Source organism: Streptomyces sp. 147326 (assembly GCF_045000215.1).
In the GTDB taxonomy this organism is placed as follows: domain Bacteria; phylum Actinomycetota; class Actinomycetes; order Streptomycetales; family Streptomycetaceae; genus Streptomyces.
Genome location: NZ_CP134201.1, coordinates 7,847,020 through 7,870,828 on the forward strand (window position 1 = coordinate 7,847,020; position 23,809 = coordinate 7,870,828).

26 protein-coding genes and 1 pseudogene are annotated in these 23,809 nt (G+C 71.7%); 15 read left to right on the plus strand and 12 right to left on the minus strand.

Going from position 1 to position 23,809, the window contains the following annotated elements; genetic code table 11:
* Positions 1-112 precede the first annotated feature (112 nt).
* The 4 genes from RIU97_RS36020 (at position 113) to RIU97_RS36035 (ending at position 5,008) form a co-directional block, all read left to right on the plus strand.
* Complete coding sequence (locus RIU97_RS36020; RefSeq protein WP_404961679.1) at positions 113-1,279, plus strand: glutamate--cysteine ligase; 1,167 nt, start codon at positions 113-115, stop codon at positions 1,277-1,279.
* A gap of 265 nt (positions 1,280-1,544) precedes the next feature.
* On the plus strand, positions 1,545-2,738 hold the full coding sequence (locus RIU97_RS36025) for a lycopene cyclase family protein (protein WP_404961680.1): 1,194 nt from the start codon (positions 1,545-1,547) through the stop codon (positions 2,736-2,738).
* A gap of 9 nt (positions 2,739-2,747) precedes the next feature.
* Positions 2,748-3,458, plus strand: a complete 711-nt coding sequence (locus RIU97_RS36030) for a class I SAM-dependent methyltransferase (protein ID WP_404961681.1) — start codon at positions 2,748-2,750, stop codon at positions 3,456-3,458.
* Positions 3,455-5,008: an FAD-dependent oxidoreductase gene (locus RIU97_RS36035; protein ID WP_404961682.1), complete on the plus strand. Its 1,554-nt coding sequence runs from the start codon at positions 3,455-3,457 to the stop codon at positions 5,006-5,008. The genes RIU97_RS36030 and RIU97_RS36035 overlap by 4 nt, the downstream gene beginning before the upstream one ends.
* A gap of 61 nt (positions 5,009-5,069) precedes the next feature.
* Here the strand turns inward: RIU97_RS36035 and RIU97_RS36040 are convergent, their stop codons facing one another.
* The 4 genes from RIU97_RS36040 to RIU97_RS36055 are packed head-to-tail and all read right to left on the minus strand — an operon-like array spanning position 5,070 to position 9,680.
* Positions 5,070-6,068, minus strand: coding sequence for a DUF5914 domain-containing protein (locus RIU97_RS36040; RefSeq protein WP_404961683.1), 999 nt, complete (start codon positions 6,066-6,068; stop codon positions 5,070-5,072).
* Positions 6,065-7,030, minus strand: a complete 966-nt coding sequence (locus RIU97_RS36045) for a phytoene/squalene synthase family protein (protein WP_404961684.1) — start codon at positions 7,028-7,030, stop codon at positions 6,065-6,067. The genes RIU97_RS36040 and RIU97_RS36045 overlap by 4 nt, the downstream gene beginning before the upstream one ends.
* Positions 7,027-8,565, minus strand: a complete 1,539-nt coding sequence (gene crtI, locus RIU97_RS36050; RefSeq protein WP_404961685.1) for a phytoene desaturase family protein — start codon at positions 8,563-8,565, stop codon at positions 7,027-7,029. The genes RIU97_RS36045 and crtI overlap by 4 nt, the downstream gene beginning before the upstream one ends.
* Positions 8,562-9,680: a polyprenyl synthetase family protein gene (locus RIU97_RS36055; RefSeq protein WP_404961686.1), complete on the minus strand. Its 1,119-nt coding sequence runs from the start codon at positions 9,678-9,680 to the stop codon at positions 8,562-8,564. The genes crtI and RIU97_RS36055 overlap by 4 nt, the downstream gene beginning before the upstream one ends.
* A gap of 451 nt (positions 9,681-10,131) precedes the next feature.
* Between RIU97_RS36055 and RIU97_RS36060 the strand changes: the two genes are divergently transcribed.
* The 3 genes from RIU97_RS36060 to RIU97_RS36070 all read left to right on the plus strand — a co-directional run bounded on the left by RIU97_RS36060 (position 10,132) and on the right by RIU97_RS36070 (position 10,965).
* Positions 10,132-10,299 (plus strand): hypothetical protein, encoded by a 168-nt coding sequence (locus RIU97_RS36060; protein WP_404963061.1) that lies wholly within the window; start codon positions 10,132-10,134, stop codon positions 10,297-10,299.
* On the plus strand, positions 10,238-10,468 hold the full coding sequence (locus RIU97_RS36065) for a hypothetical protein (RefSeq protein WP_404963125.1): 231 nt from the start codon (positions 10,238-10,240) through the stop codon (positions 10,466-10,468). Before RIU97_RS36060 ends, RIU97_RS36065 begins: the two co-directional genes overlap by 62 nt.
* Before the next feature lie 224 nt (positions 10,469-10,692).
* Positions 10,693-10,965 carry a GlsB/YeaQ/YmgE family stress response membrane protein gene (locus RIU97_RS36070; RefSeq protein WP_404961687.1) on the plus strand — a complete coding sequence of 91 codons (273 nt, stop codon included), beginning with the start codon at positions 10,693-10,695 and terminating at the stop codon, positions 10,963-10,965.
* A gap of 130 nt (positions 10,966-11,095) precedes the next feature.
* Here the strand turns inward: RIU97_RS36070 and RIU97_RS36075 are convergent, their stop codons facing one another.
* The 5 genes from RIU97_RS36075 to RIU97_RS36095 form a co-directional block, all read right to left on the minus strand.
* Positions 11,096-11,701, minus strand: coding sequence for an alkaline shock response membrane anchor protein AmaP (locus RIU97_RS36075; protein WP_404961688.1), 606 nt, complete (start codon positions 11,699-11,701; stop codon positions 11,096-11,098).
* Between the two features lie 47 nt (positions 11,702-11,748).
* Entirely contained in the window at positions 11,749-12,399 is a 651-nt protein-coding gene (locus tag RIU97_RS36080; protein ID WP_404961689.1) for a DUF6286 domain-containing protein, read from the minus strand.
* A 35-nt stretch (positions 12,400-12,434) separates the two neighbouring features.
* The gene (locus tag RIU97_RS36085) at positions 12,435-12,836 is read right to left on the minus strand and encodes an Asp23/Gls24 family envelope stress response protein (protein WP_404961690.1); all 402 of its coding nucleotides are present in this window, start codon (positions 12,834-12,836) and stop codon (positions 12,435-12,437) included.
* On the minus strand, positions 12,833-13,012 hold the full coding sequence (locus tag RIU97_RS36090; RefSeq protein ID WP_030722688.1) for a hypothetical protein: 180 nt from the start codon (positions 13,010-13,012) through the stop codon (positions 12,833-12,835). The genes RIU97_RS36085 and RIU97_RS36090 overlap by 4 nt, the downstream gene beginning before the upstream one ends.
* A gap of 68 nt (positions 13,013-13,080) precedes the next feature.
* Positions 13,081-13,560 (minus strand): Asp23/Gls24 family envelope stress response protein, encoded by a 480-nt coding sequence (locus tag RIU97_RS36095; RefSeq protein ID WP_404961691.1) that lies wholly within the window; start codon positions 13,558-13,560, stop codon positions 13,081-13,083.
* A 164-nt stretch (positions 13,561-13,724) separates the two neighbouring features.
* On the opposite strand from RIU97_RS36095, the gene RIU97_RS36100 reads away from it, so the two are divergent.
* The 8 genes and pseudogenes from RIU97_RS36100 to RIU97_RS36135 all read left to right on the plus strand — a co-directional run.
* Positions 13,725-14,366, plus strand: coding sequence for an RNA polymerase sigma factor (locus RIU97_RS36100; protein WP_404961692.1), 642 nt, complete (start codon positions 13,725-13,727; stop codon positions 14,364-14,366).
* The gene (locus tag RIU97_RS36105; protein ID WP_404961693.1) at positions 14,357-15,031 is read left to right on the plus strand and encodes a hypothetical protein; all 675 of its coding nucleotides are present in this window, start codon (positions 14,357-14,359) and stop codon (positions 15,029-15,031) included. The genes RIU97_RS36100 and RIU97_RS36105 overlap by 10 nt, the downstream gene beginning before the upstream one ends.
* Positions 15,028-15,381 (plus strand): hypothetical protein, encoded by a 354-nt coding sequence (locus RIU97_RS36110; RefSeq protein WP_404961694.1) that lies wholly within the window; start codon positions 15,028-15,030, stop codon positions 15,379-15,381. The genes RIU97_RS36105 and RIU97_RS36110 overlap by 4 nt, the downstream gene beginning before the upstream one ends.
* Positions 15,382-15,606: 225 nt before the next feature.
* On the plus strand, positions 15,607-16,662 hold the full coding sequence (locus RIU97_RS36115) for a fatty acid desaturase family protein (protein WP_404961695.1): 1,056 nt from the start codon (positions 15,607-15,609) through the stop codon (positions 16,660-16,662).
* 127 nt (positions 16,663-16,789) lie between these two features.
* A complete protein-coding gene (locus tag RIU97_RS36120) occupies positions 16,790-16,951 on the plus strand; it encodes a hypothetical protein (protein ID WP_404961696.1) in 162 nt (53 codons plus the stop codon).
* Positions 16,952-17,073: 122 nt separating this feature from the next.
* Positions 17,074-17,916 carry a DUF1206 domain-containing protein gene (locus tag RIU97_RS36125; protein WP_404961697.1) on the plus strand — a complete coding sequence of 281 codons (843 nt, stop codon included), beginning with the start codon at positions 17,074-17,076 and terminating at the stop codon, positions 17,914-17,916.
* A 519-nt stretch (positions 17,917-18,435) separates the two neighbouring features.
* Complete coding sequence (locus tag RIU97_RS36130; RefSeq protein WP_052876879.1) at positions 18,436-18,627, plus strand: DUF4236 domain-containing protein; 192 nt, start codon at positions 18,436-18,438, stop codon at positions 18,625-18,627.
* A 260-nt stretch (positions 18,628-18,887) separates the two neighbouring features.
* Positions 18,888-19,193, plus strand: a pseudogene (locus RIU97_RS36135) (alcohol dehydrogenase catalytic domain-containing protein); the annotation flags it as partial.
* A gap of 234 nt (positions 19,194-19,427) precedes the next feature.
* Here RIU97_RS36135 and RIU97_RS36140 read toward each other — a convergent pair.
* The 3 genes from RIU97_RS36140 to RIU97_RS36150 all read right to left on the minus strand — a co-directional run bounded on the left by RIU97_RS36140 (position 19,428) and on the right by RIU97_RS36150 (position 23,648).
* Complete coding sequence (locus RIU97_RS36140; RefSeq protein ID WP_404961698.1) at positions 19,428-21,140, minus strand: glycerol-3-phosphate dehydrogenase/oxidase; 1,713 nt, start codon at positions 21,138-21,140, stop codon at positions 19,428-19,430.
* A gap of 47 nt (positions 21,141-21,187) precedes the next feature.
* A complete protein-coding gene (gene glpK / locus RIU97_RS36145; protein WP_404961699.1) occupies positions 21,188-22,705 on the minus strand; it encodes a glycerol kinase GlpK in 1,518 nt (505 codons plus the stop codon).
* Between the two features lie 94 nt (positions 22,706-22,799).
* Positions 22,800-23,648, minus strand: a complete 849-nt coding sequence (locus RIU97_RS36150) for an MIP/aquaporin family protein (RefSeq protein ID WP_404961700.1) — start codon at positions 23,646-23,648, stop codon at positions 22,800-22,802.
* Positions 23,649-23,809: the final 161 nt, after the last annotated feature.

The following is a 23,809-nucleotide window of genomic DNA, read 5'->3' on the forward strand; positions in this document are numbered from 1 at the left end:
GGATTCTCGGCTCTGCTGGACCGACTGGCGGCCGGTCGAAGGGGTAGGCGCGAGGCAGTGCGGGTGAGCCGACTGCGGCCTACTCCGGCCCGTTCGACGAAGGGGCTTCCGTATGTCTCCCATGGTGATCGTCCCGGTGTGCGGCGTCGACCCAGCACGGCTCGGCCTGCCGCGGGGGAAGCGCCCGATGACGGTGGGCGTCGAAGAGGAATTCCTGCTCGTGGACCGGCGTACGGGCATTCCCGTGGCGCGGGGCCCTCATGTCCTGAAAGCCGCACTCCCGGTCCTCGGCGAGCAGGCGCAGGCGGAGTTCTTCGGCGCACAGGTCGAGGTGTGCACCCGTCCCACGCCGAGTCTGGCCGCGCTGAGGGCTGAACTTGCGCTGCTGCGGAAGGTGATGGGGGAGGCGGCGGCCGGCGAGGGGTGCCTGCTCGTCGCCACCGGTACTCCCGCCGTCCCGCCGGGGCGTCCGCTGACCGTGACCCCGGGCGAGCGTTACGAGCGAATGGCCGCCCGGTGGCCCGCTCTGCTGGGTGGGTACGACGGGATGGTGTGTGGCTGCCACATCCACGTCGGAGTGACCGGACGCGCCCAGGCCCTCGCACTGGCCAACCACATGCGGCCTTGGCTGCCGACGCTCCAGGCGATCGCCGCCAACTCGCCCTTCTCTCTGGGCGGGGACAGCGGCTGGGCGAGTCGCCGGTCGGTCGAGTACGCACGGTGGCCGGGCGTCGGTCCCGCACCCGTGCTCGACGAAGCCGGCTACGAACGCCTCGCCGACCACCTGGTCCACACCGGCACCCTGCTGGACCGCCGGATGATCTACTGGCACGCCCGACCCTCCGAGCACGTACCGACACTGGAGATCCGGGTCTGCGACGTGAACGCAGACCTCGACGTGGTCGTGCTGCTCACCGCCCTGGTACGAGGCCTGGCCACCTCACTGCTGCCGGACATCGGCAACGGACAGCCACCCCCGGACCTTCGCGACCCGCGCCTCCACGCTGCCCACGCTCTTGCAGCCCGTCGCGGGCTGACCGGCGAGGGCCTCGATCCCGCCCGGGGCGAGCACGTACCGGCCCTGGTGCTGGCGGAGCGGCTGCTGGAACGCGCGGCGCCCGGGCTGGCTGCGACCGGAGACCTGGACCTCGCGGAGGAGCTGTTCGACCGGGTGCGCCGCTCCGGCGGCGGAGCCGCCCGGCAGCGCGCCGCGCATCTGCGCAGGGGGCGCCTGACCGACGTGGTGAGCGAACTGGCGCGCACGACAGCTGCCGCCTGACCTGGCTCGTCGAGCCGGCCAACGGTAGACGCGCCGGCACCGATGCGCGCGTCTTTCCCAAGACGGACAGCAGGCCAGGCCATGAGAAGCGCTCACTGAGCGGGCCGGTGGTGAGACCAGCATCCGTCACATTGCATGGGTGGCCGCCGCGTCGCTCGGAGCCGAGCCTCGACTGGCGGTTTACTGCATCCGTCGGGCTGTCCGGAGCGGAAGCGAGACGGTTGGCGCGCAGGGCGGGAGGCCGGGGTTGAGCTGGGACGCTGATGTGACCGTGGTAGGTGCGGGGGCCGCCGGGCTGTCCCTGGCGGTCGAGCTCGCGAAGCCGCTCCCCGGGAACGGGCCGGCACCGCGCGTGGTCGTGGTCGAGGCCCCGCCGGGGCCGCCGCGTCCGCCGGCCCGGACCTGGTGCTACTGGGAGGCGGACGCGGGACCGTACGACGGGCTGCTGGCGGCGAGTTGGAACCAGCTGCGCGTCTACGCCCCGGACGGCGCGGTGATCGATCGACCGCTGGGTCCTCTGCGGTACAAGATGCTGAGGTCTGACCGGTTCGAGGCGGCCATGGTCGAGCGGCTCGACGCGTACGGGGTCGACGTGCGGCGGGCGACGGTGGAGTCGGCGCAGGACGCCGGCGGAGCGGCATTGGTCCGCGGCCGTGACGCGTCGGGGGCACCGTCTGTGATCCGGTCGGGATTGGTGTTCGACTCAAGGCCTCCGCGGCAGCTACCCGCCGCCCGGACCACGCTGCTCCAGCACTTCCTGGGGTGGTTCGTGCGCACGGCCGAGCCGGCCTTCGATCCAGGCGCGGCGACCCTGATGGACTTCCGTCTCCCCCAGCCGTCCCGTGGGCTCGCCTTCGGTTACGTCCTCCCACTCAGCCGGTACGAAGCACTGGTCGAGTACACGGAGTTCTCCCGCGCCGCCCTGTGCGAGGCGGCCTATGAGCGTGCCCTGCGCCATTACTGCGGGTCGGTTCTCGCTCTCGGCGACTACACGGTGCAGGGACGTGAGCAGGGGGTGATCCCGATGAGCGACGGCCTCTTCCCCCGCCGCGCGGGGCGCCGGGTCTTCTTCATCGGAGCCGCCGGCGGGGCAACCCGGCCGTCGACGGGCTACACCTTCGCAGCGATCCAGCGCCAGAGCCGTCACCTCGCCGGGGCAGTGCGGGCGGGGCGCTCCCCGGCCCGGGTGCCGGCCGTGCACGGGCGCCGGGCCCGGGCGATGGATGCGGTGCTGCTGCGTGCGCTGGACACCGGGCGGGTCGCCGGCGGGCCCTTCTTCGCCCACCTCTTCTCCTCCGTGCCTGCCGAGAAGGTCCTGCGGTTCCTGGATGGTGCGACGTCCCCCTGGGAAGACCTCGGCATCGGTCTGCGCACCCCCGTCGTTCCCATGGTGCGGTCGCTGCTGGAACTGCCGTTGCTTCCCCGATCCGTCCCGGCCACAGGGCCGGGCCACCGCTGAAAGGCTGTCATGTCACTGCTGCGCGACGACGCCCTGTCGGTTGCCTTCGACCATGCCGCGGCCCGCTACGACCTGATGGTCGCGGCGAGTCCCGGCTACCACGGGCATCTGCGCCGCTCCGCCCGTCGGCTGGGTCTGCCGGACGAGGGCCGCGGCGCCCGAGTCCTGGACCTGGGCTGCGGTACCGGCGCCTCGACGGCCGCGCTGCTTTCGGCCGCGGGACGGGCCGACATCACCGGGGTGGACGCCTCGGCGGGCATGTTGGAGCGGGCCGCGGTCAAGAAGTGGCCCGCCGGGGTCCGTTTCGTCGAGGCGTCGGCCGACCGGCTGGGCGAGGCCGGTGTCGAGGGGCCGTTCGACGCCGTCTTCGCCGCCTACCTCTTCCGCAACGTGCCCGATCCCGATCTCACGCTGGCTGCCGTGCGCGCCGCGATGGCTCCGGGCGCGCGGATCGCCGTACACGAGTACGCGCTCAGCGGGAATCCGTTGCACCGGGCCCTGTGGACGGCGGTGTGCCGGGCGGTGATCATGCCACTCGGTCGGGCGGGCGGGGATTCGGGGCTGTACGAGCACCTGTGGCGCAGCGTGCTCTGCTTCGACACGGCGGCGGAGTTCGCCGCGCGGATGCGCGGTGCCGGTTTCACGGACGTACGGGTACTGCCGCTGCCGGGGTGGCAGACGGGGATCACCCACACCTTCGTCGGGCGGGCCGGCGCGTGAGCGCGGCGTACCCAGGCCGGGACCGGCGGGCCCGGCGCGTCGACGGCCGGGTCGGGCGGGATCGGGTCGAGGGGGACGGTCCGCGGGTGGCCGTGGTGGGCGGGGGCATCGCCGGTCTGTCGGCGGCGACCGTGCTCGCCGAGCGTGGTGTGCGGGTCACCCTGTACGAGCGGGACGCGCAGCTCGGTGGCCGGCTGGCGGGGTGGGGGACGCGGCTGGCGGACGGCTCGGAGGTGACGATGAGCCGGGGCTTCCACGCGTTCTTCCGTCAGTACTACAACCTGCGGGCGCTGCTGCGCCGTACCGATCCGGGGCTGCACGGTCTGACGGGGCTGGCGGACTATCCGCTGCGGCATCGCAGCGGCGGGCAGGACAGCTTCGCCCGCGTGCCGCGCACGCCACCGCTCAGCGCCCTCGGTTTCGTCGCGCAGAGCCCGTCCTTCGGCTGGCGGGATCTGGGGCGGATGAATCCGCGGGCCGCCCTGCCCCTTCTGGACGTCGGCGTACCTGAGGTGTACGAGTCGCTGGACGGGGTGAGCGCCACAGAGTTCCTGGCCGGGATCCGCTTCCCGGAGGCGGCGCACCACTTGGCGTTCGAGGTGTTCTCGCGGAGCTTCTTCGCCGATCCGGCGACTTTGTCGGCGGCAGAACTGGTGCTGATGTTCCACATCTACTTCCTCGGCTCCAGCGAGGGACTGCTCTTCGACGTGCCGCGCGAACCGTTCCCGCAGGCCCTGTGGGACCCGCTGGCCAGGTATCTGGGCGGCCTCGGCGTGGACATCCGTACGGGCACGGCGGTGCGGGAGGTGGGACCCGTCGGCGAGGAGCGGGTGGAGGTGGTCGCGGGAGCGACGGGCGAACGGTACGACGGGGTGGTGCTGGCCCTGGACACCGGAGGGCTGCGGGGGGTGGTGGGCGCCTCACCGGAGTTGGTGGACCCGGCGTGGCGGGCCCGGATCGCCGGGCTGCGGACGGCGCCGGCGTTCCTCGTGTCGCGGCTGTGGCTGTCGCGCGCGGTGGCGGGCGACCGGCACGGCTTCCTCGGCACCAGCGGCTTCGGCGGCCTCGACAACGTGAGCGTCCTGGACCGCTGGGAGGGGGAGGCGCACCGCTGGGCGTTGCGGACCGGCGGTTCGGTGGTGGAACTGCACGCCTATGCCGTCGATCCGGCGGAGGGGCGCCCGGAGGTGGAGGAGCGGCTGGCGCGCCGGCTGCGTGAGGTGTACCCGGAGACGGCGCGCGCCGAGATCGTTGACTTCCGGCACGAGTGGCGCGAGGACTGCCCCCTGTTCACGGTCGGCGGCTACCGGGAGCGGCCCGGTGTGCGCACGGGCGACGCCCGTGTCGTGGTCGCCGGCGACCTGGTGCGTACGGGGCTGCCGGTCGCGCTGATGGAACGGGCAGCGACCAGCGGGTTCCTGGCGGCGAACGCCCTGCTGGAGCGGTGGGGTGTACGGGGCGAGACGCTGTGGACGGTCCCGGAACGCGGCCGTTCCGCCGCGGGCCGGATGCTGGCGGGTCTCGGACGGTCGCCGGTCCCCGCGCGATGACCGGTCGGCACGGCCGGCACGGCACGCGCAGGGGCAGGGCAGGGGCAGAGTACCGATCGCCTCAGCCGGGGAAGCGGCCGGTGCTGCGCAGATCCCAGCGGCGCTCCGCGTAGGCGAGGTCGTCCTGCCACAGGCGGCCCGCCGCGCGCCGCATCAGGGGGCGCAGCAGGGGGGCCGCGGTGCGGGCGAGCGCGAAGCCGGTTCGGGGGGAGAAGGCGATGACCGCTTCGGTGACCAGGGTGCGGGGGCGGCCGTCGCGGCCGGTCCCCAACGGGGTGGCGTGGGTCTCGACGACGGAGCCCGCGCCTTCACCCTCGGTGATGCGCATGACGACGGTTCGGGGTCCGGGGGCGGTGAACGCCGCGGTCACCGGCACGACCACACGCCCAGCCACCCTGAAGGAGACGCTCACGGTGAGGACGTCGCTCTCGGCGCCATCGTCGAGGACGGTGAGGTCCACGAAGGAGTACGGGTGGAACCACGCGCCGTGCCAGGGGTCGAGGCGGTTGGCGACGATGTCCTCGGGCTCGCAGACGCCGGTACCGGTGTAGACGGCGGTCAAGGAGCCGGCAGCGGACGGACGGGGTGGCACGGCAGGGGTGCCGAGGGGCTCCTCGCCCCCGTGTTCGTCCAGACGTACCCAGGCGAGGACGCCGTCGTCGTGGGCGGGGTACGGAGTCCACCCGGCGAAGGGGGCACCGTTGAGGGCGAGTCCGTGCCAGGGGCAGACCAGGGCGCCGCAGCGGACCGGGGCCTGGGCCAGCGGGGCGCCCAGGTGCGGGCAGGCGCCAGGGCCGGCCACGAGGGCGCCGCCGGTGCCTCGCCAGGCCACGATCTCCGTGCCTTCGACAGTGCACCCGTAGCCGGCGTCCGGGCGGACGGCGGCGCTCGGGCCCAGGACGTACCAGTTGCCGGTGGGCCGGGCTCCCGCCCGTTTGAGGGCGGCGTCGATGAGCCGGGGTGATGCGTCCCGCCAGGTCGGTTCCTGCCGGTGCCAGGCCACCGGGCCGCGCCGCAGGCTGATCGGGAGGCGACGGCGGCGGGGGGCTCTCGGGCTCATCGCAACGGCTCCTCGACTACGGGGGCGGCGCGGGCCGTCAGGCGCACTGCCGCGATCTTTGCCAGGCCGGCCGCCGCGACGGCCGCCCGCCGGGCGGGGGAGACCGAGGAGCGGCGCTGGACGCTCGCGTACCCGTCGCGGGCCACGGCGTCGAGGATCTCCCCGTACAGGACGAAGGCGGTCCGGACGCACGGTCGGGAAACGGGTTCGAGCATGTCCAGACCCGGTTCCGCCGCCGCGTAGAACCGCCGGGTGAGGGCGGCGGCGGAGCGCAGGGCGCTGGTGATGCGGGGGTCGCGACGACCGGTGCGTCTGCTCCAGCGCAGCAGGCCTCGGTCCACGCCCTCGGAGGCGAGGAGATCGGCGGGCAGGTAGACGCGGTCGCGGTCGAGGTCCTCGCCGACATCGCGGATGAAGTTGGTGAGCTGGAACGCCTCGCCCAGCGCGGCGGCGTGCGGAGCCGCCTCGTCCCGGGTCGTGGTGTGGCCCAGCACGGGAAGCATCTGGAGGCCGATGACGGCCGCGGAGCCGTGCATGTAGGCACGCAGCGCGTCCAGAGTGCCGTAGCCGGTGACGGTGAGATCGCTGCGCATGGAGGTGAGGAAGTCGTCGAAGTGGCGGTGGGGGATGCGGTAGCGGCGCGCGGTGTGGGCCACGGCGGTGACGACGGGGTGGCGACCGGGGCTGCCCTCCATCGCGATGCGGAGGTCGTGCGAGAGGGCCTGGAGCCGCCTGGAACGGTCGCCGGGGGCGGTGGGGGCGGTCAGGTCGTCGACGATGTCGTCGGCGAGCCGGGCGAAGCCGTAGAGGGCGTGCACAGCGGGGCGGCGGGATGCGGGCAGCAGCCGGGTGGCGAGGAAGTACGTCTTGCCGTGTTGGGCGTTGAGACGGCGGCAGCGTGCGAAGGCCGCACGCAGGGCGGGGTCGGTGATGGCGGCGGCGTCGAGTTCGCGTCGCGTCATGCGGGGTCGCCTTTCGTCGCCGCGGGAGGGGGTGCAGCGGTCCGGTGGCGGACGCCGGGCAGACCGGTGATGCGGGCTGCGGCGAGGCGGCCGGAGATCAGGACGGTGGGGACGCCGACGCCCGGGGTGGTGCCGCAGCCGGCGAGTACGGCGTTGGCGGTGCCGCGTACGAGGTTGCGGGGGCGGAAGGGGCCGGTCTGGGGGAAGGTGTGGGCGACGGAGAAGGGGGTGCCGGCCGCGTGGCCCTGGGCTGCCCAGTCCGCGGGGGTGACGAGGATTTCGGTCTCGACGGCGTCCTCGAAGCCGGTCAGGCCGCGGCGCTCCAGCTCGCGCACCAGGCTGTCTCGGTAGCGGGGTCCCAGGTCCTTCCAGGAGGCGGCCGAGGGGCCGACCGTGGTGTTGGGGCAGGGTGCGAGCACGTAGTGGGTGTGCTTACCGGGCGGGGCGAGGCTCGGGTCGGTGGCGGTGGGCCGGGTGATGAGCAGCGAGGGATCGCTCATCAGGCGGCCGGTGCGGGTGAGCTCGCGGAAGGTCTGCTTCCAGGCGGCGCCGAAGGAGATCGTGTGGTGGGCCAGTTCGGGCCACGTGCGGTCGGTGCCGGTGTGCAGGACGACGGCCGACGGGGAGTGGCGCAGGGCGAGCGGGCGGCGCGGGCGGCCGCCGAGCAGCCGGTACGCGAGGGGCAGGTCCGGGGTCAGGACGACCGCGTCGCAGGGGATGCGCTGCCGGTCGGTGACGACGGCGGTGATCCGCTCACCGGTGCGCTCCAGGCGGGTGACGGTCTGCCCGTGGAGGAGGGTGGCGCCCGCGTCGGCGGCGGCAGCGGACAGTGCGGCGGGTACGGCATGCATGCCGCCTTCGGGGAAGTAGACGCCGGCGACGGTGTCCATGTAGGCGATGACGGCGTACGCGGCGAGTGCGCGGGCCGGCGGGACGCCCGCGTAGAGGGCCTGGAAGGAGAAGACCCGCTGTAGCCGCTCGTCCGTGATGAATCGGCCGATCTTCGGCTGGAGGCGGCCGAAGCCGCCCAGTGCGGCGAGCCGGGCCAGGTCGGGGTGCAGCAGTGAGAGGGGCGAGTCGAAGTTGGCCTCGATGAAACGGCCCATCTGCGCTTGGTAGAGGTCGTGCAGCCACCGGCGCAGATGCTGGTACCCGGCCGCTTCCCGGCCGCCGGCGAAGCGTTCGATTTCCGCCTCCATGGCCTGGGCGCCCGTGTGGACGTCGAGGCTGCTGCCGTCCGCGAACCGGGCGTGGTAGGCGGGGTGGAGGGGGTGCAGGGTCAGCCGGTTGGACATCCTCTGGCCGACCGCGTCGAAGGCCTCCTCCAGCAGGTGCGGCATGGTGAGCACGGTGGGGCCGGTGTCGAAGCGGTGGCCGCCGCGCTCGATGAGGCCGGCCCGGCCGCCTGGGAGGGGGTCGCGTTCGACGAGGGTGACGCGGCGGTTCGCGCCGAGGAGGTGGAGGGTGGCGGCGAGACCCGCGAGTCCGGCGCCGACGACCACCACGTGGTCGGTGGGCCCGGTGATCGTCCTCATCGGGCGCCTCCGTCGGGGTCGCCGGTTGCGGCGGTGGTGGTGGCGGCCTGCTGCGGTGGTGACGCGATCTGTCTGAGCAGTTCGGCGAGGCGGTGGGCGGCGGGGCCGTGCATGCGCGCCGCGGCGAGGTGGTGCTCGGATGCGCGGACCAGGCGTTCGATGCGCCGTTCGACCTGCGCCGGAGCTCCGGTGGACTGCAGGGCTTCGCGGACGGAGGACAGGGTGGGCGCGGAGAGGTCGGCGCTCCCCCTGCAGTCCTGGAGGAGGTCGATGACGGTGGTGGCGCCGGTGGCACGGGCTCGGGAATGGGTCAGGGCCAGCAGGTACGTCGCCTTGCCGGAGCGGATGTCGTCCCCCGAGGGCTTGCCGGTCACCTCGGGGTCGCCGAAGACACCGAGGAGGTCGTCGCGCAGTTGGAAGGCGATGCCGGCGCAGCGGCCGGCGGCGGTCAGGGCGCGGATGGTGGCGCCGTCGGCACCCGCCAGGGCCGCGCCCAGAGCCAGGGGCCGTTCCACGGTGTAGCGCGCCGTCTTCAGACAGATGGTGCGGATGGCCTGGACTGCCGAACGGGAGGAGGTCGTCTGGCCGTGCAGGTCGAGGTACTGTCCGGCAACCATTTCCGTCCGCATGGCCCGCCAGATCCGCAGGATGTCCGTACGCACGGGTGGGTCGAGGTCGACTCCGGCGACCAGGTCGTCCGCCCAGCAGAGCGCCAGGTCTCCGGCGAGGACCGCGGCCGACTGTGCGAACGGCGACGGTCCGGGTGCCTGCGGGGGCGTGGCCGCCGGGTACTGAAGCGCTATCTGCGCGTGGAAGGAGAGCCTGCCGCGGCGCACGGCCGACTGGTCCATGACGTCGTCGTGGATGAGGGCGCAGGTCTGGATGAGTTCGAGCGCGGCGGCGACGCGGAGAGCCCCAGGCACGTGGGGGTCCGCCCCGCCGCAGGCCCGCATGGCCCACCAGAGGAACCGAGGCCGGATGCGCGAGCCGCTGCCGAGGATGAAGGCGGCCAGCCGCTCCGCGATGTCGGTGGCGAAGATGACGTCCAGTGACCGGCCGCACTCGACGAACTCGGCGCAAGCGAGGTCGAGTTCGCGGTTCACGGCAGCGGTCACGTCGGCGTCGACTGCCGCAGCGGCTGGGTGCGGGGAGGTATGCGCGGTTTTCCGCTGGGGGGTCTTGAGGAGATGATCAGCAACCGGCTCCGCGTGCATTTCAGTCCTCCGTGTCGTGAAGTGGTGCCTGCCACCTGTTCGGCGTTCACCGGGCGGACGGATGCGCTCGGAACGCGCGAGCCATTAGTCCCCCGCCAGGCGAGCGGCTCAGACAGAACCGGTCGGCTGATCGCCCCAATGGATGCATCACAGCGAGCCCAGGGCCCTTGCGCTCTGATGCGGGCGTCGATGACACCGTTCTGCACCCCCGCGTTGAGGTTGTCGCCCGAGGTATCCGCGGCCGAGTCGTTGAGCGGTTTCCGGAGGAGGGACGCCCCTCGCCCTTCCGGCCACCGGGCTCTCACTGAGAAGGGGCGGTTGGGCATGCGAGGGTGCGTTCATGTTGATCGCGATGGCGGGGCTGCCCGGCGCGGGGAAGAGCTCGGTCGCCGAGGCGCTGGGGCGGGAGTTGGCCGCTCCGGTCGTGTCGGCGGATCCGATCGAGGCGGCGATGTGGCGTGCCGGTGGTGTTCATCGAGGTGGTGTGTTCGGATGCGGCCGTGCATCGCAGGCGGCTTGAGGGCCGGTCCCGGGGGATCGAGGGCTTCCATGAGCCGGCGTGGGAGGCGGTGGAGCGGCGACGGGAGGAGTTCGTACCGTGGTCGGATGACCGGTTGGTGCTGGACAGCGTGATCGACCTGCCGTCGAACGTCGCGGCGGCCCTCGTGTTCCTGGCCGCGGCGTCCTGATTCCTGAGTGACCGCCGGTGACCCGGGCGCGAGCGGTCAGGTGTACCACCTCTACTCCTTATCGCCATTCAGCCTTCCAGCGAGGTCCTTGGCGATCGTCATCGGAGCGTCGCGCTCACCCCAATCAGTTTCGGCGGGAAGATCACGTTCGGACGTTTGAAAGTGCTCGGACAGTGCAGAAGCTGAACTGACACCGGCTTTACAAGACGAGGTAGGAAGGCATCATGGGCATCATTGCTTGGATCCTCATCGGGCTGCTCGCGGGCCTCATTGCCAAGGCGCTCATGCCGGGCAAGGACCCGGGCGGCCTCATCATCACCATGCTCATCGGCATCGCGGGCGGCCTGCTCGGCGGCTGGCTCGGCAAGGTCATCTTCGGCGTCGACTCCATCGACGGCTTCTTCGAACTCTCCACCTGGATCGCCGCCATCGTCGGCTCCCTCATCCTCCTCGCCCTCTACCGCCTCCTCACTCGCAACAGGCACCGCCGTGCCTGACACGGCGCGTTGATCAGCCCACCACCCGAAACGGCTCCCCCTCCAGCTTGAGGGCGGAGCCGTTTCCCGGGCCCGGCACTCGTTTTCCAGAGCTACGCCGGTCGGGTGCTCGTACGCGGGCGCAGGAGACTCAGTCGGCGCGGTGGGCTTTGTGCGGAGTCACCCGCAGCTGCACCTTCGCGGGGAGGTGGGTCTGGCCGGTGGATTGGCGGGCGCGTTCCAGCGGACCGTCGCCCAGCGCCCGGAGGACGGGGCCGGGTGCGCTGTCGGAGGCAAGGGTGAGGTCGAGGTGGGCTTCCGGATGCTTGGCCGAGCCGTCCATCCTCGCCCGGGCCTTCTGGACGCCGGGCTGTTGTCGGGCGTCGGCGGCCAGGGCGTTGCTGAGGGCGCGCTCGCGCAGTTCCACACCGTCCACGGCGGGCAGTCCGCCCAGGGGGATGTGGCCGGGGTGCGTGCGGCGCAGTTGCGCCAGCAGCCACCACACGGCGAGCAGAACGACGATGGTCAAGACGGCAATGACCACGGGCCACCACCATCCTTCGTCCGTCCAGCGGGTGCGATCGGCGGCGTCGAGGAGGACGCCGTCGGGAGTGGTCAAGGGCCAGCCGTCGGGTGGTGTCAGCCGCCAGCGCCGGTACAGGTCGAAGCCACCCGCCAGAATCAGGATGCCGGAGCCGAGCAGGACGATGCCTGTCAGGGCCAGCAGGACTCGGTTGATCGCGGACTTCCTCTTCATGGGACCGTTTCCTGTCTCTCGCTCGGCCGTGGTCCTTCAGGGGCGAGTCACTTCCGGCGTGGGCGTACCCGAACGGCGAGCCGAGGAGGGCGGGCGAGGGCAAGCCGGGTGAGTTCCTCCCGCAGAGCGACCAAGAGATCGGCCTTGACGTCGGCCGGGGCACGGAAACGCACGTCCGCCCGGGCCCCGACGCGGTTCCGGGAGATCCGGATCCTGGCAGCACTGACCCCGGGGACGTGCATGGCGGCATCCCGCAGAAGGAGTGCCGCGGCGTCACGGTCCAGCACGGCGTGGGTCTGCGCGTCGGGGGTTCTGAGGGGCAACTGGTCACGCAGGCCGGGGGTGAGTGCCAGGACGATCAGCCAGAGGCCGAGGAGGCCGATGACGACCGCGCTGATCCGTATCCAGGGGTCATCCAGCGGGCGCGTGGCCAGTTCGTCGGCCAGGCGCGTGCGCCAGGCCGCGGCGGTCCGGCCCGCATGGACCCTGATGATGTCGAACAAGAGGGTCCCGGCCGCAGCCCCGATGAGCAGGGCGGTCAGCGCCGCGGGTATCCGGCGTGCGGACCACGGGCGCCTGACGGTCGGCCGTGGGCCGGCCGAGGACTGCTTTGCCAGCTGCCCCACCGTGAGGGACGTGACCTCGTCGGTTGCGGTGGGCCGCTCCGTCTCGGCCGGGGGGGCTTGGTCCCGTTTCATACCGGCTCTCCTTCCCGGTGCGCCTGCGGACCGGTTCACTGCACGCGTCGGTCTTCCAGGCCGTTGGAGGGAACCAGGCGCTCGATGGCGAGGGTGACTTCGGTGACGCGCATCCCGGTCAGATGGGCGACCCGCTCGCTGACGTACTGCTGCACGTGGCGGGAGGCACGGGCGAGGTCGATCGGGTAGGGCAGGTCCAAGGTCAGTCCCAGCCGGGCCGTGCCGCTCCCGACGGTGACCGAGGCGTGCGGAGCGGCCAGCTTCGCCCGCGCGGCTGACGTGTCCGTGTGCGTGGCCAGGGCCTCCCGCGCGGCGCGGGCCGCAATACGGGCCACCACCTTTTCCGGGATCACCGTGGCGCCACGTTCGGCAGCCGGCAGGACCGGCCGGGCTGCGGCTGCTCCGCCGGGCGAATCAGTGGCAGGCTGCGAGGTCACTGCCGGTCCCGGGAGCGTGTGAAGTCGGAGAGCTCCAGGTCACCCTGCAGCATGCGGCCGATCACCAGGCCCACCAGGCCCAGGAACGCCACGAGCAGGAACGCCCAGAAGCCGCCGAAGAATGCGGCGAAGCCCAGGGCCATGCCGGCCAGCAGGCCCGTGGTTGCTGCGCTCATCTCACTCACCTGAATTTCCGTCGATCGCTTCTTCGCCCGGCGGCGGGGATGCCGTGGGCTGCGAGGGGTCACTGCACGCGGCCCTCGCCCTCCTCGTCGTCCTCCTCGTCGGGCAGGTGGACGTCGGCGACGGTGATGTTCACCTCGACGACCTCCAGGCCGGTCATGCGTTCCACAGCCGTGATGACGCTGGTGCGGGCGTCGGCGGCGATGTCCACGATGGCGACGCCGTACTCCACGACCACGGCGAGATCGACGGCGGCCTGCCGTTCGCCTACCTCGACCTTCACGCCGCGGGACACGCTGGGACGTCCCCCGGGGACCTTGTCCGTCACGGCCCCGAGCGTGCGGGCCATGCCGGAGCCGAGGCTGTGGATGCCCGGCACCTCGCGGGTGGCCATTCCTACGATCTTTTCGACGACGCTGTCGGCGATGGTCGTCCGGCCCCGCGTCTCGGGAGCCGTCCCGGCGCCGGTGTGGCCCGTGAGCGCCTTGCCGGCAGGGCGCGACTCGCTCCCGCCCGCGGTGGGGTTGATGGTGTCCGACATGAGGACCTCCCCAGGGTGTCCGTCCGGGCGCCGGTGCGGTGCCCTCATCCTTTAGACACGCCGCAGGGGCATTCCTCACCCGGCTGGCGTGACACACACCGCATACCATCGAGGAGTGCGTACGCAGGCCGCGACGACCGTCTCCGGCAGAAAGCGAGCGGCGGATGCGCAATCGGACGAAACCCCCGCCCCCGTACGGCGACCTCTCGCTGCGGCCGGCGCCGCAGCCGATCGCCGACGTCGCCGCAAACCGGGACACTCCCGGCGACCTGGACGACAGTGTCCTGGCGGTACGGGCTTCCGAAGGGGATGAAGAAGCCTTCGCCGTGCTGGTCCGTCGGCACGGTAGCCGCCTGCTCGCCCTCGCCCAGCATCTGCTCGGCAACCGGGCAGACGCCGAGGACGCCGTCCAGGACTCCTTCCTCAGCGCCTGGAGGCGGCTGCCGGAATTCCGCCACGGCGCCTCGTTCGGCACCTGGATGTACCGCATCGTCACGAACCGCTGCCTCAACACTCTGCGTCACAAGCCCCGCCCTCTGCCCCTGGACGTCGTCCCCGAACCCGCTGCCGTGGACGCGCACAGCTCACCGCCCCAAGTGGCTGAGGCGGACGCGGCGACAGCCGCCCTGGTGCGAGCGCTCATGGAACTGCGCCCCGAGCTGCGCGTGTGCTGGGTCCTGCGGGAGCTGCACGGCCTGCACTACGAAGAGATCGCCCATGTGGTGGGCGCCAGCGAACAAACGGTGCGCGGCAGACTCTTTCGCGCACGGCGCGCTCTGATGGAGGCGATGCGCCCATGGCGCTAGACGACCCGCACCTCACCTCCCACGACGGGCCCGAGAACGTGGCCGCCCCGAGGGCCGAGGCATCACTGATCCCTGACGCCGAGCTGCTGGCCGGGGCGGAGCTGCTGCCCTGTGGACGCCCCCTCGGCCGAGCCTGGGAACAGGCCCGGGACCCTGCCGCCGGTGCGGCAGACCCGCACAGGAGCAGCTGCCCCTACTGCGAAGAGGCTGTCGAAGGGCTGACAGCCCTGGACCGGGCCACCCGTGCTCTGCGCGCCGAGGAGCAACCCGACAGCCTCAGCCTCGCCAACCGGGTCATCAACGCGGTCCGGGCCGAGGCACGACTGGGGACCATGCTCTGGCTGGACGATCCCGATCACGATCTGCGCATCGCCGAGAGCGCCGCCGCGAAGGTTTTGCGCCGGGCCGCCGACACCGTCCTCGGCGCCCGCGCGTCCAGCTGCCGCCTGACCCCCGTACCGGGCGGCCACTCCGTCGCCATCACGGTGGCAGCCGCGCTCGACAAGCCGCTGCGGGAACGGGCCGAAAAGGTGAGACAAGCCGTCCTCTCCGCAGCTGAGCACACCCTCGGTCTCGCCGTCACAGCCGTCGACCTGGAAATCAATGCCGTGCTGGAACTGCCCCGTGTGCCGGGTGGCGAGCGGTTCGAGCTGAGCGATCGATGACCGCCCCCCAACGTGAGGCCATCCAGCAGGCGGCAGCCGCGGCAGCCCTCGCCGCTCCCGGTGTCGCCGCACTCCAGCCCGCGCTCGCCGACCGGCTGGCTCTCGCAGCCTCCCGCGCCATGACGGCAAGAACCACCTCGCACCACGAGGCGGCCGGCATCCGCTGCGAACACACCCCGGAAGGCGGATGGCACGTGGAAGTGCGATGCATCCTGCACGCTGACCGTCACGTCGTCGACATCGCCCGACAGGTCCGCGAGGACGTGCGGACCGCAGTCACCGCCTACGTGACGCAGCACGGTGCAGCCAAACCCGTCACCGTCCTGGTCACCGTCACCCGCACCGTTTGAACCGACGTTCGCACGCGTTGCCCGTCGTGCGCCACCGCGTCAGCCGTCGGCTCAGCACGGCGATCATGCCTCTGCATCCCCGCCCGGCGGGCCCGCGGGAAACCTGGGTGAAGCGGCCGTTTCAATACGCAATTCCGGGTAGGCGCGACATAGGCAACTCCGGCGCAGACACAGCTCCACAGGCATGTGCCGCCGCCCCTAACGTACGGAAAGTGACTTCTGATCATGAACTCCTTGCAGACGGTGCGGCCCCCGCCCGTGCGTGCGGAGCTGGGAAGCGACTTCGCCCGGCTCTCGAAGAAGATCCAGTCGGCAGGCCTCATGGGCCGGCGCCCCGGCTACTACACGCTCCGCATAGCCGTCGTCACAGGCCTCTACGTCGTCGGCTGGGCGGCTTTCGCCCTGATCGGAGACAGCTGGTGGACGCTCCTGGCCGCCGGATTCCTCGCCCTCGTGTTCGGGCAGGTGGCCCTTCTGGCGCACGACGTCGCGCACCGTCAGGTCTTCCGGCTCCGCAAGCCCAGTGAACTGAGCGGGCGCATCGCCGGAAACCTCGGCATCGGCATGGGATACGGCTGGTGGCAGGACAAGCACACTCGGCACCACGCCAACCCCAACCACGAGGACCTCGACCCCGACCTCGATCCGGACATCCTCGTCTGGACCCAGGACCAGGCCCGTGCGGCCACGGGACTGCCGCAGCTCCTGGGCCGTCACCAAGCGCTCCTGTTCTTCCCGCTGCTCACGCTCGAGGGCTTCAATCTGCACGTGTCCGGCGTGCGGTCGCTGGCCGACCGTTCCCTCAGGAACCGTGCGTGGGAAGGTGTCCTTCTCTTCACGCACTTCACGGCCTACCTCGGTGCGCTGTTCCTGGTGTTGCCGCCCGGCAAGGCGATCGCGTTTCTCGTCGTCCACCAATGCCTCTTCGGCGTCTACCTCGGCTCGATCTTCGCCCCGAACCACAAAGGCATGCCGGTCCTGCGGGGCACCGACCGCCCGGACTTCCTGCGCCGCCAGGTGCTGACCTCCCGCGACGTGCGGGGCGGCCGCTTCATCGACGTCGCTCTCGGCGGCCTGAACTACCAGATCGAGCACCACCTCTTTCCGAGCATGCCGAGCCCGCACCTGCGCCGGGCCCAGGCCATCGTCCGCAGCCACTGCCAGGAACTGGGTGTCAGCTACCTGGAGACCAGCCTGATCGGCTCCTACCGGCAGACCCTCGCCAGTCTTCACGACGCCGGCGCCCCGATCCGGGAGCGTCGTCGCCCGGCTGAAACGTGAAGAAGTCGCGAACTCCGCTTGCGGTGGTGAGACAATGCTGTCACCAGCGGTAGGGCGAGCGTGTTCGAGCGGTCTGTCCTCCGTATACAGGACAGCAGGTCACCCCCACGGCGCCCCCTCCAAGAGCATGGGCAGCCGCGGTGAGGACCAGGACAAGGGCTCCGGCAGCAAGGGAATGCACGACCTCGGCCCCCGGGGGCGCTTCCAGCGCCCCAGCGGCACGAAGGACGCCTCCGCTTCCACCGGCGTCGACCCCCAGGATCCGCCCGGTACCCGCAGCGCCGGATAGACCACCAGCCCCGTGCCGCCCCGCCGACCTCACGGCAGGGCGGGAAGGGCGGGGCCCGGGAGGTGCCACGTATGGCCATCAGAAAGGGCAGTGTCTCCCAGGCCAGGTCCCAGGGGCGGCGCATGTCCAACAGTCGCGCAATGGAGGTCCTGTCCAGGGTCGGGCTCTGCGCCCGGGGTGTGATCTACGTGCTGGTGGGGCTGCTGGCGGTGCAGATGGGTTTCGGCGGCGACAGTGGCAAGGAGGCCGACCGGTCCGGTGCGGTGCGGACCATCGGTGAGCAGCCGTTCGGCCGGGTGCTGCTGTGGGCGCTGGTGGTGGGGTTGGCGGCGATGGCGCTGTGGCGGCTGTCCGAGGCGGCGTTCGGGCAGGCGGTGACGGGCGGAGACAAGTGGACCCGGCGCCTGGGCTCTCTGGGGCTGGCGCTGTTCTACACCGTGATCTGCATCGGCGTGGTGCAGACCGCGCTGGTCGGGGGATCCGCCGGAGGCCGGCCCGGTGACGAGACGTCGAAGGATTACACCGCCAGGGTGCTGAACTGGCCGGGCGGGCGGGTCTTGGTCGGCGTGGTCGGAGCCGTCCTGGTCATCGTGGGCGTGGTGATCGTGGTCCGGAGCCTGATGCGGAAGTTCGAGGAGAATCTCCGGACGGGCGAGATGAGCCCGACGACGCGGCGGGTCGTCGCGGGCCTCGGCATCGTCGGCGGCGTGGCGACCGGCGTGGTCGCGGCGGTGGCCGGGCTGTTCGTCCTGCTGGCCGCGGTGCAGTTCGATCCCGGCCGGGCCAAGGGCATGGACGAGACCCTGCGGTCGTTCGCCGCCACACCCGCCGGGCCCGTACTGCTGATCGCCGCGGCGGTGGGCCTCCTGTTGTTCGGCCTCTACTCGTTCTGCGAAGCCCGCTGGCGCAAAGCTCCTGAGCACGGCGCCTCGGCGGAGCAGCCGACCGCCGCCCCGGGCTCGTAGACGCGCTCAAGTGCGCCCTAGCGAGTCGGGAACGGCGGCGTGCTCTTCTTCCCGCATCACCCGGCCTGCGCCCTCGCCGACGGCTGCACCACACCCCGAGCCCACAGGCCCGCCCGGCCCCGGCCACGAGCACGGGCCTCCCCGCCTACCCGGCACAGCCCCCACCGGCGCCCGGCACCGCGCAGCCCCGGGCAGGAGGACCCGGGGCTGCGCTCAGCCGGCCCGCGCCTCGGGCTGCTGCGAAACACACGGCCACCATGCCAGCGGCCACACCCCGGATGCAGGCGGCTCGCCGTACGGCGGCCCGACCCGCTCGCCCTGTCACCGTCTCTGCCCGGGGTGCACCGGTCCTCCGGCTGCGAGAGCGTCTTCGACCGGCTGGAGCGGACTCCGCGCTGCGCAGCTGAGTCGGCCGCGGGCGCATGGAACGGGCGGCGTCGGATACACGTATGCCAACTGGCCTGAGCACAGCGACGATCGGGCCGCCCGTCCCTACGCGTACCGAGGAAGTGAGACGTCATGCCGCTGACTTTCCGCAAGAGCTTCAGGATCCTGCCCGGTGTCCGGCTCAACATCAACCGCAAGTCATGGTCGATCACCACCGGCGGCGGCAAGCACGGCCCTCGCCGCACCCACAGTAGCACCGGACGCCGTACCACCTCGGTGGACCTGCCCGGTCCCTTCGGCTGGCGCAAGACCCGCCGCGGCTGATCCGCGGGATGCGCGTCGCGCCCACGAACCCCCGGCCGGACAGTCCGGGGGTTCGTCGTGGCTCGATGAGCCTGCTGCGCGGCAGGGGCTCGGACCGGAGAGGTCGAGGCAGGCCGTGCGGGCGTCCCCTCTCCACGGGGAAGAGGGCCCAGCTGCCGTGCCTCGGGAAGGTTCGCCCCCGCCCCTGAGGGCAGCCGCCCTGTGCGGGGCACGCAGCGCAGTGTGCGACGCCCGGGTCGACGTACCGGCAAGGAGACTTCATGAGGGCACTCACCTGGCACGGCAAGCGCGACGTACGCGTCGACACCGTGCCCGATCCGAAGATCCAAGACCGGGATGACGCCATCATCAAGGTGACCACCACCGGCCTGTGCGGCTCTGACCTCCACCTTTACGAGGTCCTCGGCGCCTTCCTCGACGCCGGCGACATCCTGGGGCACGAACCGATGGGTATCGTCGAAGAGGTCGGCCCGGACGTGACCGCCGTGAAGCCGGGAGACCGGGTGGTCATCCCCTTCAACGTGTCGTGCGGCACCTGCTTCATGTGCGGCCAGGGCCTGCACTCACACCCACCGCTGGGTCGGCGACCTCCTGCCCCTGCTGACCGACGAGGACCCCCTCGGCGTCGACGGCTTCGCCACGCACCGGCTGTCCCTGGAGCAGGCACCAGATGCGTACGAGATGTTCCAGAAGAAGTGGGACGGCGCCGTCAAGGTCCTCTTCACCCCGTGACCGAGCATCCCGCCAGGCGCCGCCGCCCACGGGCCGGCGGCGTACGACGGGGCCCCGCGTGCGACCGTTCAGTTCACCGGGATGATGTCGGGGGCGCCGAGCCGCACCGCGTCGGCGGTCCGGTCGTCCGGCTGCTGCTGGGCCTCGCGCTCGGCGGCCACGCGCTTGAGGTAGTGGTCGACCTCGCGGTCCTGGTGTGCCCGGTCCCATCCCAGGTGGGGCGCCATCAGCTGGGCCACGGTCGGCGCCGCGTCCACCCCGCGGTCCCAGGACTCGATGGAGATCCGGGTGCGCCGGGCGAGGACATCCTCCAAGTGGCGGGCTCCCTCGTGGGTTACCGCGTACACGGCTTCGACCCTCAGGTAGTCGTCGGAGCTCGGCAGTGCCTCGCCGAGCGCGGGGTCGGCGGCTACCAGGGCGAGCAGTTCGGGCGCCAGGGAGCCGTAGCGGTTCAGGAGGTGCTCGATGCGGGCGACATGGAGTCCGGAGTGCTCGGCGAGTCGGCGCCGGGAGTTCCACAGCGCCGGGTAGCCGTCGGCGCCGAGCAGCGGGACGCGGTGCGTGACGCAGTCGGGAACCTTCTCGTCCAGGCCCCGGACCGCCTCGTCGACCGCGTCCTTGGCCATCACCCGGTACGTGGTGTACTTGCCGCCCGCCACCACGACGAGTCCGGGCACCGGATGGGCGACCAGGTGCTCCCGCGACAGCTTGCTGGTCTCCGCGGCCTCGCCGGACAGCAGGGGGCGCAGGCCGGCGTAGACGCCCTCGACGTCCTCGGGGACCAGGGGCGTGGACAGGACGCTGTTGACGTGTTCCAGCAGGTAGGTGACGTCCTTGGAGCTGAGGGCGGGGTGGGCCTTGTCGAGCGTCCAGTCGGTGTCGGTGGTCCCGATGATCCAGTGGCGGCCCCAGGGGATGACGAACAGCACGCTCTTCTCGGTGCGCAGGATCAGTCCGGTGCGGGAGTTGATGCGGTCACGGGGGACGAGCAGGTGGACGCCCTTCGAGGCGCGGACGTGGAACTGGCCGCGGGTGCCGGCCAGGGCCTGGGTGTCGTCCGTCCACACCCCGGTCGCGTTGATGACCTGCTTGGCCCGCACCTCCGTCTCGTTGCCGCTCTCCAGGTCCGTGACGACGGCGCCGACCACCCGCTCGCCCTGTCGCAGGAAGCGACTGACGCGGGTGCGGTTGGCGGTCAGTGCCCCGTACGAGGCGGCCGTACGGGCGAGGAACAGCGTGTGCCGGGCGTCGTCGACCTGGGCGTCCCAGTACTGGATGGCGCCCACCAGGGCGTCGGAGCGCAGGGCGGGCGCCTCGAGCAGGGCCCGGCGCCTGCTCAGGTGGCGGTGGTGGGGCAGGCCTCCGGAGGTGCCGGAGGCCCGGGCCATCGCGTCGTACAGCAGTACGCCGCTGCCGACGTACGGGCGCTCTGTGACGCGGTGTTGCAGGGGGTAGAGGAACGGCACCGGACGCACCAGGTGGGGGGCGAGGTACCGGAGCAGGAGGCCCCGTTCCTTGAGGGCTTCGGCGACGAGGCGGAAGTCGAGCATCTCCAGGTAGCGCAGGCCGCCGTGGATGAGTTTGCTGGAGCGGCTGGACGTGCCCGAGGCCCAGTCGCGGGCTTCGACGAGCCCGACGCTCAGGCCCCGGGTGGCGGCGTCCAGGGCGGCCCCGCTGCCGACGACGCCGCCTCCGACGACCAGGACGTCGAGTTCGCCCCGTCCCATGTCGGCGAGGGACTGCGTCCGGGCTTGGGGTGAGAGGGCCACCGGATCGACCATGTCTCCTCCTCGGTGCTGCGGGCACGCGTGGCCGGATCGGCCGGGACCTATTCGACCTTGGCCCAGTCGAGCGTGCGCTCCACCGCCCGCTTCCAGCCCTCGTACCCTTCCGTGCGCCGTTCCTCCGACCACTCGGGGTTCCAGCGCTTGGACTCCTGCCAGTGGGTGCGCAGTTCGTCCGTGTCGCGCCAGAAGCCGGTGGCGAGCCCGGCCGCGTAGGCGGCGCCGAGTGCGGTCGTCTCGGCGACGACGGGACGGCTGACCGGTACGCCGAGGACGTCGGCCTGGGTCTGCATGCACAGGTCGTTGGCCGTGACCCCGCCGTCGACCTTGAGCACGTCGAGGTGGACGCCGGAGTCCTGCTCCATGGCTTCCACCACGTCACGGGTCTGGTAGCAGATGGCCTCCAGAGTGGCCCGCGCCAGGTGTCCGTTGTCGTGGTAGCGGGCCAGACCGACGATCGCGCCGCGGGCGTCGGAGCGCCAGTACGGGGCGAACAGGCCGGAGAAGGCGGGCACGAAGTAGATGCCGCCGCTGTCCTCGACGGTGCGGGCCAGGCGCTCGCTCTCGGCGGCGTTACCGATGATCTTCAGCTGGTCACGCAGCCATTGCACCGCGGAACCGGTGACCGCGATGGATCCTTCGAGGGCGTAGATCGCGGGGTTGTCGCCGAACTGATACGCCACGGTGGTCAGCAGGCCGTGCTGCGAGCGGACCAGCTCCGTCCCGGTGTTGAGCACCAGGAAGTTGCCGGTTCCGTACGTGTTCTTCGCCTCGCCGGGCTGGTAGCAGACCTGCCCGACGGTGGCCGCCTGCTGGTCGCCGAGGACACCGGTGATGGGGATGGCCTCGCGCAGCGGCCGGGAGGTGCGGGTCTGTCCGTACGCCTCCGCGTGGGAGGACGGGTTGATGGTGGGCAGCATGGCCCGGGGTACGCCGAAGAAGCCGAGGAGTTCGTCGTCCCAGTCGAGGGTCTCCAGGTCCATGAGCATGGTGCGGCTGGCGTTGGTGACGTCGGTGGCGTGGATGCCGCCGTCGGGTCCGCCGGTGAGGTTCCACAGCACCCAGCAGTCGGTGTTGCCGAACAGCGCGTGACCCTGCTCGGCGGCCTCGCGTACGCCGTCGACGTTCTCCAGGATCCATTGGATCTTGCCGCCGGAGAAGTAGGTGGCCGGTGGCAGCCCCGCTTTACGGCGGATGACGTCGCCCTGGCCGCCGCGCTCCAGTGCCGCGGCGATGGAGTCGGTACGGGTGTCCTGCCAGACGATGGCGTTGTAGTACGGGCGGCCGGTGCGGGGGTCCCAGACGACGGTCGTCTCCCGCTGGTTGGTGATGCCGACGGCCGCCAGGTCGGAGGCGTCGAGGTTGCCGTGCCGGAGGGCGTTCTGGATCACCGAATTGGTGCGTTCCCAGATCTCCACCGGGTCGTGTTCGACCCACCCCGAGCGCGGGAGGATCTGCGAGTGCTCCAGCTGGTGCCGCGCCACCTCGTTGCCGGCGTGATCGAAGATCATGAAACGGGTGCTCGTGGTCCCCTGGTCCACTGCGCCGACGAAGTCAGCCATGGGTGCCGCCTCCTCTAGGGATGCCGTGTGTGGGGCCGTCGTCCGGGGACGGACGGGAAAGGGCCGTGCCGTGTCCCGCCCGCCGCAGATCCGGTCAGCTCTCGTCCGGGGCCGGTACGCGTCCGGGAGGCTCGGGTTCGGCGGTCGGCAGGAACCGGCCGATGAGGAGCTTGTAGATACCCGCACCCAGCACACCGCCGATGAACGGGCCGATGATCGGCACCCAGAAGTAGAGGTGCCCGTACTGATCTCTCCAGGCCCCTCCGTACCCGGTGAGGAAGCTGGCCAGACGGGGGCCGAGGTCACGGGCCGGGTTGATCGCGTACCCGGCGTTGGTGCCCCAGGCCATGCCGATCGCCACGACGATCAGGCCGACGATGAACGGGGCCAGGTTGGCGCCCGGGGGCGTGCCCAGCAGGTCCGTGACGGCGAAGATCAGCATGAGCAGGAGGGCGGTGCCGATGATCTGGTCGCGCAGTGCGCCCCACTCGGTCACCGGCAGGTTGGTGTTTCCGTTGGCCGGGAGCGTGGAGAAGACGCCCTGCGTCTTGATGGTGTGACCGGGGTCGGCCTTGGCCAGCGCCTCGGTGTAGTTCCAGCGGACGATCAGGGCCGCCACGAAGGCTCCGGCCAGCTGGGCCAGCGCGTAGGGGGCGACCATCTTCCACGGGAAGCCCTTGAAGGCGGCAAGGGCGAGGGTCACCGCGGGATTGAGGTGAGCACCGCTCAGCCTCGCCGCGACGTAGACGCCCAGGGTCACGCCGAGACCCCAGGCCCAGGCGATGCTGTCGTGGTTTCCGAGGCCGCCCGCGGGGTCCGTCAGGGCTCCGCCTGCGACCACCTGGGCCACGACACCACAGCCGAAGAGGATGAGGATCATGGTGCCGGCGAATTCGGCCGACAGCTCGCCGACCAGCCCATGTGCTTTGAGGCGCTCCTTCATGGGTGCCCGCTTCCCGCCGGCCCGAAGACCGGCATTCGACTGCCCCGAGCCCCCCGGTTCAGCGTAAGACGGCTCGCCCGTACCGGAAAGGCGAGAACGGTCCCGTCCCGCGGAGGCCGGTTCCCGCTTCGGATTCCTCGATCCTTCCCCGAGGCGGTCGC

Excerpts from the sequence above, each read along its gene's own strand:
- RIU97_RS36020 (WP_404961679.1), top strand. The coding sequence starts at position 113 with ATGTCTCCCATGGTGATCGTCCCGGTGTGCGGCGTCGACCCAGCACGG.
- RIU97_RS36030 (WP_404961681.1), top strand. The coding sequence starts at position 2,748 with ATGTCACTGCTGCGCGACGACGCCCTGTCGGTTGCCTTCGACCATGCC.
- RIU97_RS36040 (WP_404961683.1), bottom strand. The coding sequence starts at position 6,068 with ATGAGCCCGAGAGCCCCCCGCCGCCGTCGCCTCCCGATCAGCCTGCGG.
- RIU97_RS36045 (WP_404961684.1), bottom strand. The coding sequence starts at position 7,030 with ATGACGCGACGCGAACTCGACGCCGCCGCCATCACCGACCCCGCCCTG.
- crtI (WP_404961685.1), bottom strand. The coding sequence starts at position 8,565 with ATGAGGACGATCACCGGGCCCACCGACCACGTGGTGGTCGTCGGCGCC.
- RIU97_RS36060 (WP_404963061.1), top strand. The coding sequence starts at position 10,132 with ATGGCGGGGCTGCCCGGCGCGGGGAAGAGCTCGGTCGCCGAGGCGCTG.
- RIU97_RS36070 (WP_404961687.1), top strand. The coding sequence starts at position 10,693 with ATGGGCATCATTGCTTGGATCCTCATCGGGCTGCTCGCGGGCCTCATT.
- RIU97_RS36075 (WP_404961688.1), bottom strand. The coding sequence starts at position 11,701 with ATGAAGAGGAAGTCCGCGATCAACCGAGTCCTGCTGGCCCTGACAGGC.
- RIU97_RS36080 (WP_404961689.1), bottom strand. The coding sequence starts at position 12,399 with ATGAAACGGGACCAAGCCCCCCCGGCCGAGACGGAGCGGCCCACCGCA.
- RIU97_RS36090 (WP_030722688.1), bottom strand. The coding sequence starts at position 13,012 with ATGAGCGCAGCAACCACGGGCCTGCTGGCCGGCATGGCCCTGGGCTTC.
- RIU97_RS36095 (WP_404961691.1), bottom strand. The coding sequence starts at position 13,560 with ATGTCGGACACCATCAACCCCACCGCGGGCGGGAGCGAGTCGCGCCCT.
- RIU97_RS36100 (WP_404961692.1), top strand. The coding sequence starts at position 13,725 with ATGCGCAATCGGACGAAACCCCCGCCCCCGTACGGCGACCTCTCGCTG.
- RIU97_RS36105 (WP_404961693.1), top strand. The coding sequence starts at position 14,357 with ATGGCGCTAGACGACCCGCACCTCACCTCCCACGACGGGCCCGAGAAC.
- RIU97_RS36110 (WP_404961694.1), top strand. The coding sequence starts at position 15,028 with ATGACCGCCCCCCAACGTGAGGCCATCCAGCAGGCGGCAGCCGCGGCA.
- RIU97_RS36115 (WP_404961695.1), top strand. The coding sequence starts at position 15,607 with ATGAACTCCTTGCAGACGGTGCGGCCCCCGCCCGTGCGTGCGGAGCTG.
- RIU97_RS36120 (WP_404961696.1), top strand. The coding sequence starts at position 16,790 with ATGGGCAGCCGCGGTGAGGACCAGGACAAGGGCTCCGGCAGCAAGGGA.
- RIU97_RS36125 (WP_404961697.1), top strand. The coding sequence starts at position 17,074 with ATGTCCAACAGTCGCGCAATGGAGGTCCTGTCCAGGGTCGGGCTCTGC.
- RIU97_RS36130 (WP_052876879.1), top strand. The coding sequence starts at position 18,436 with ATGCCGCTGACTTTCCGCAAGAGCTTCAGGATCCTGCCCGGTGTCCGG.
- RIU97_RS36140 (WP_404961698.1), bottom strand. The coding sequence starts at position 21,140 with ATGGTCGATCCGGTGGCCCTCTCACCCCAAGCCCGGACGCAGTCCCTC.
- glpK (WP_404961699.1), bottom strand. The coding sequence starts at position 22,705 with ATGGCTGACTTCGTCGGCGCAGTGGACCAGGGGACCACGAGCACCCGT.
- RIU97_RS36150 (WP_404961700.1), bottom strand. The coding sequence starts at position 23,648 with ATGAAGGAGCGCCTCAAAGCACATGGGCTGGTCGGCGAGCTGTCGGCC.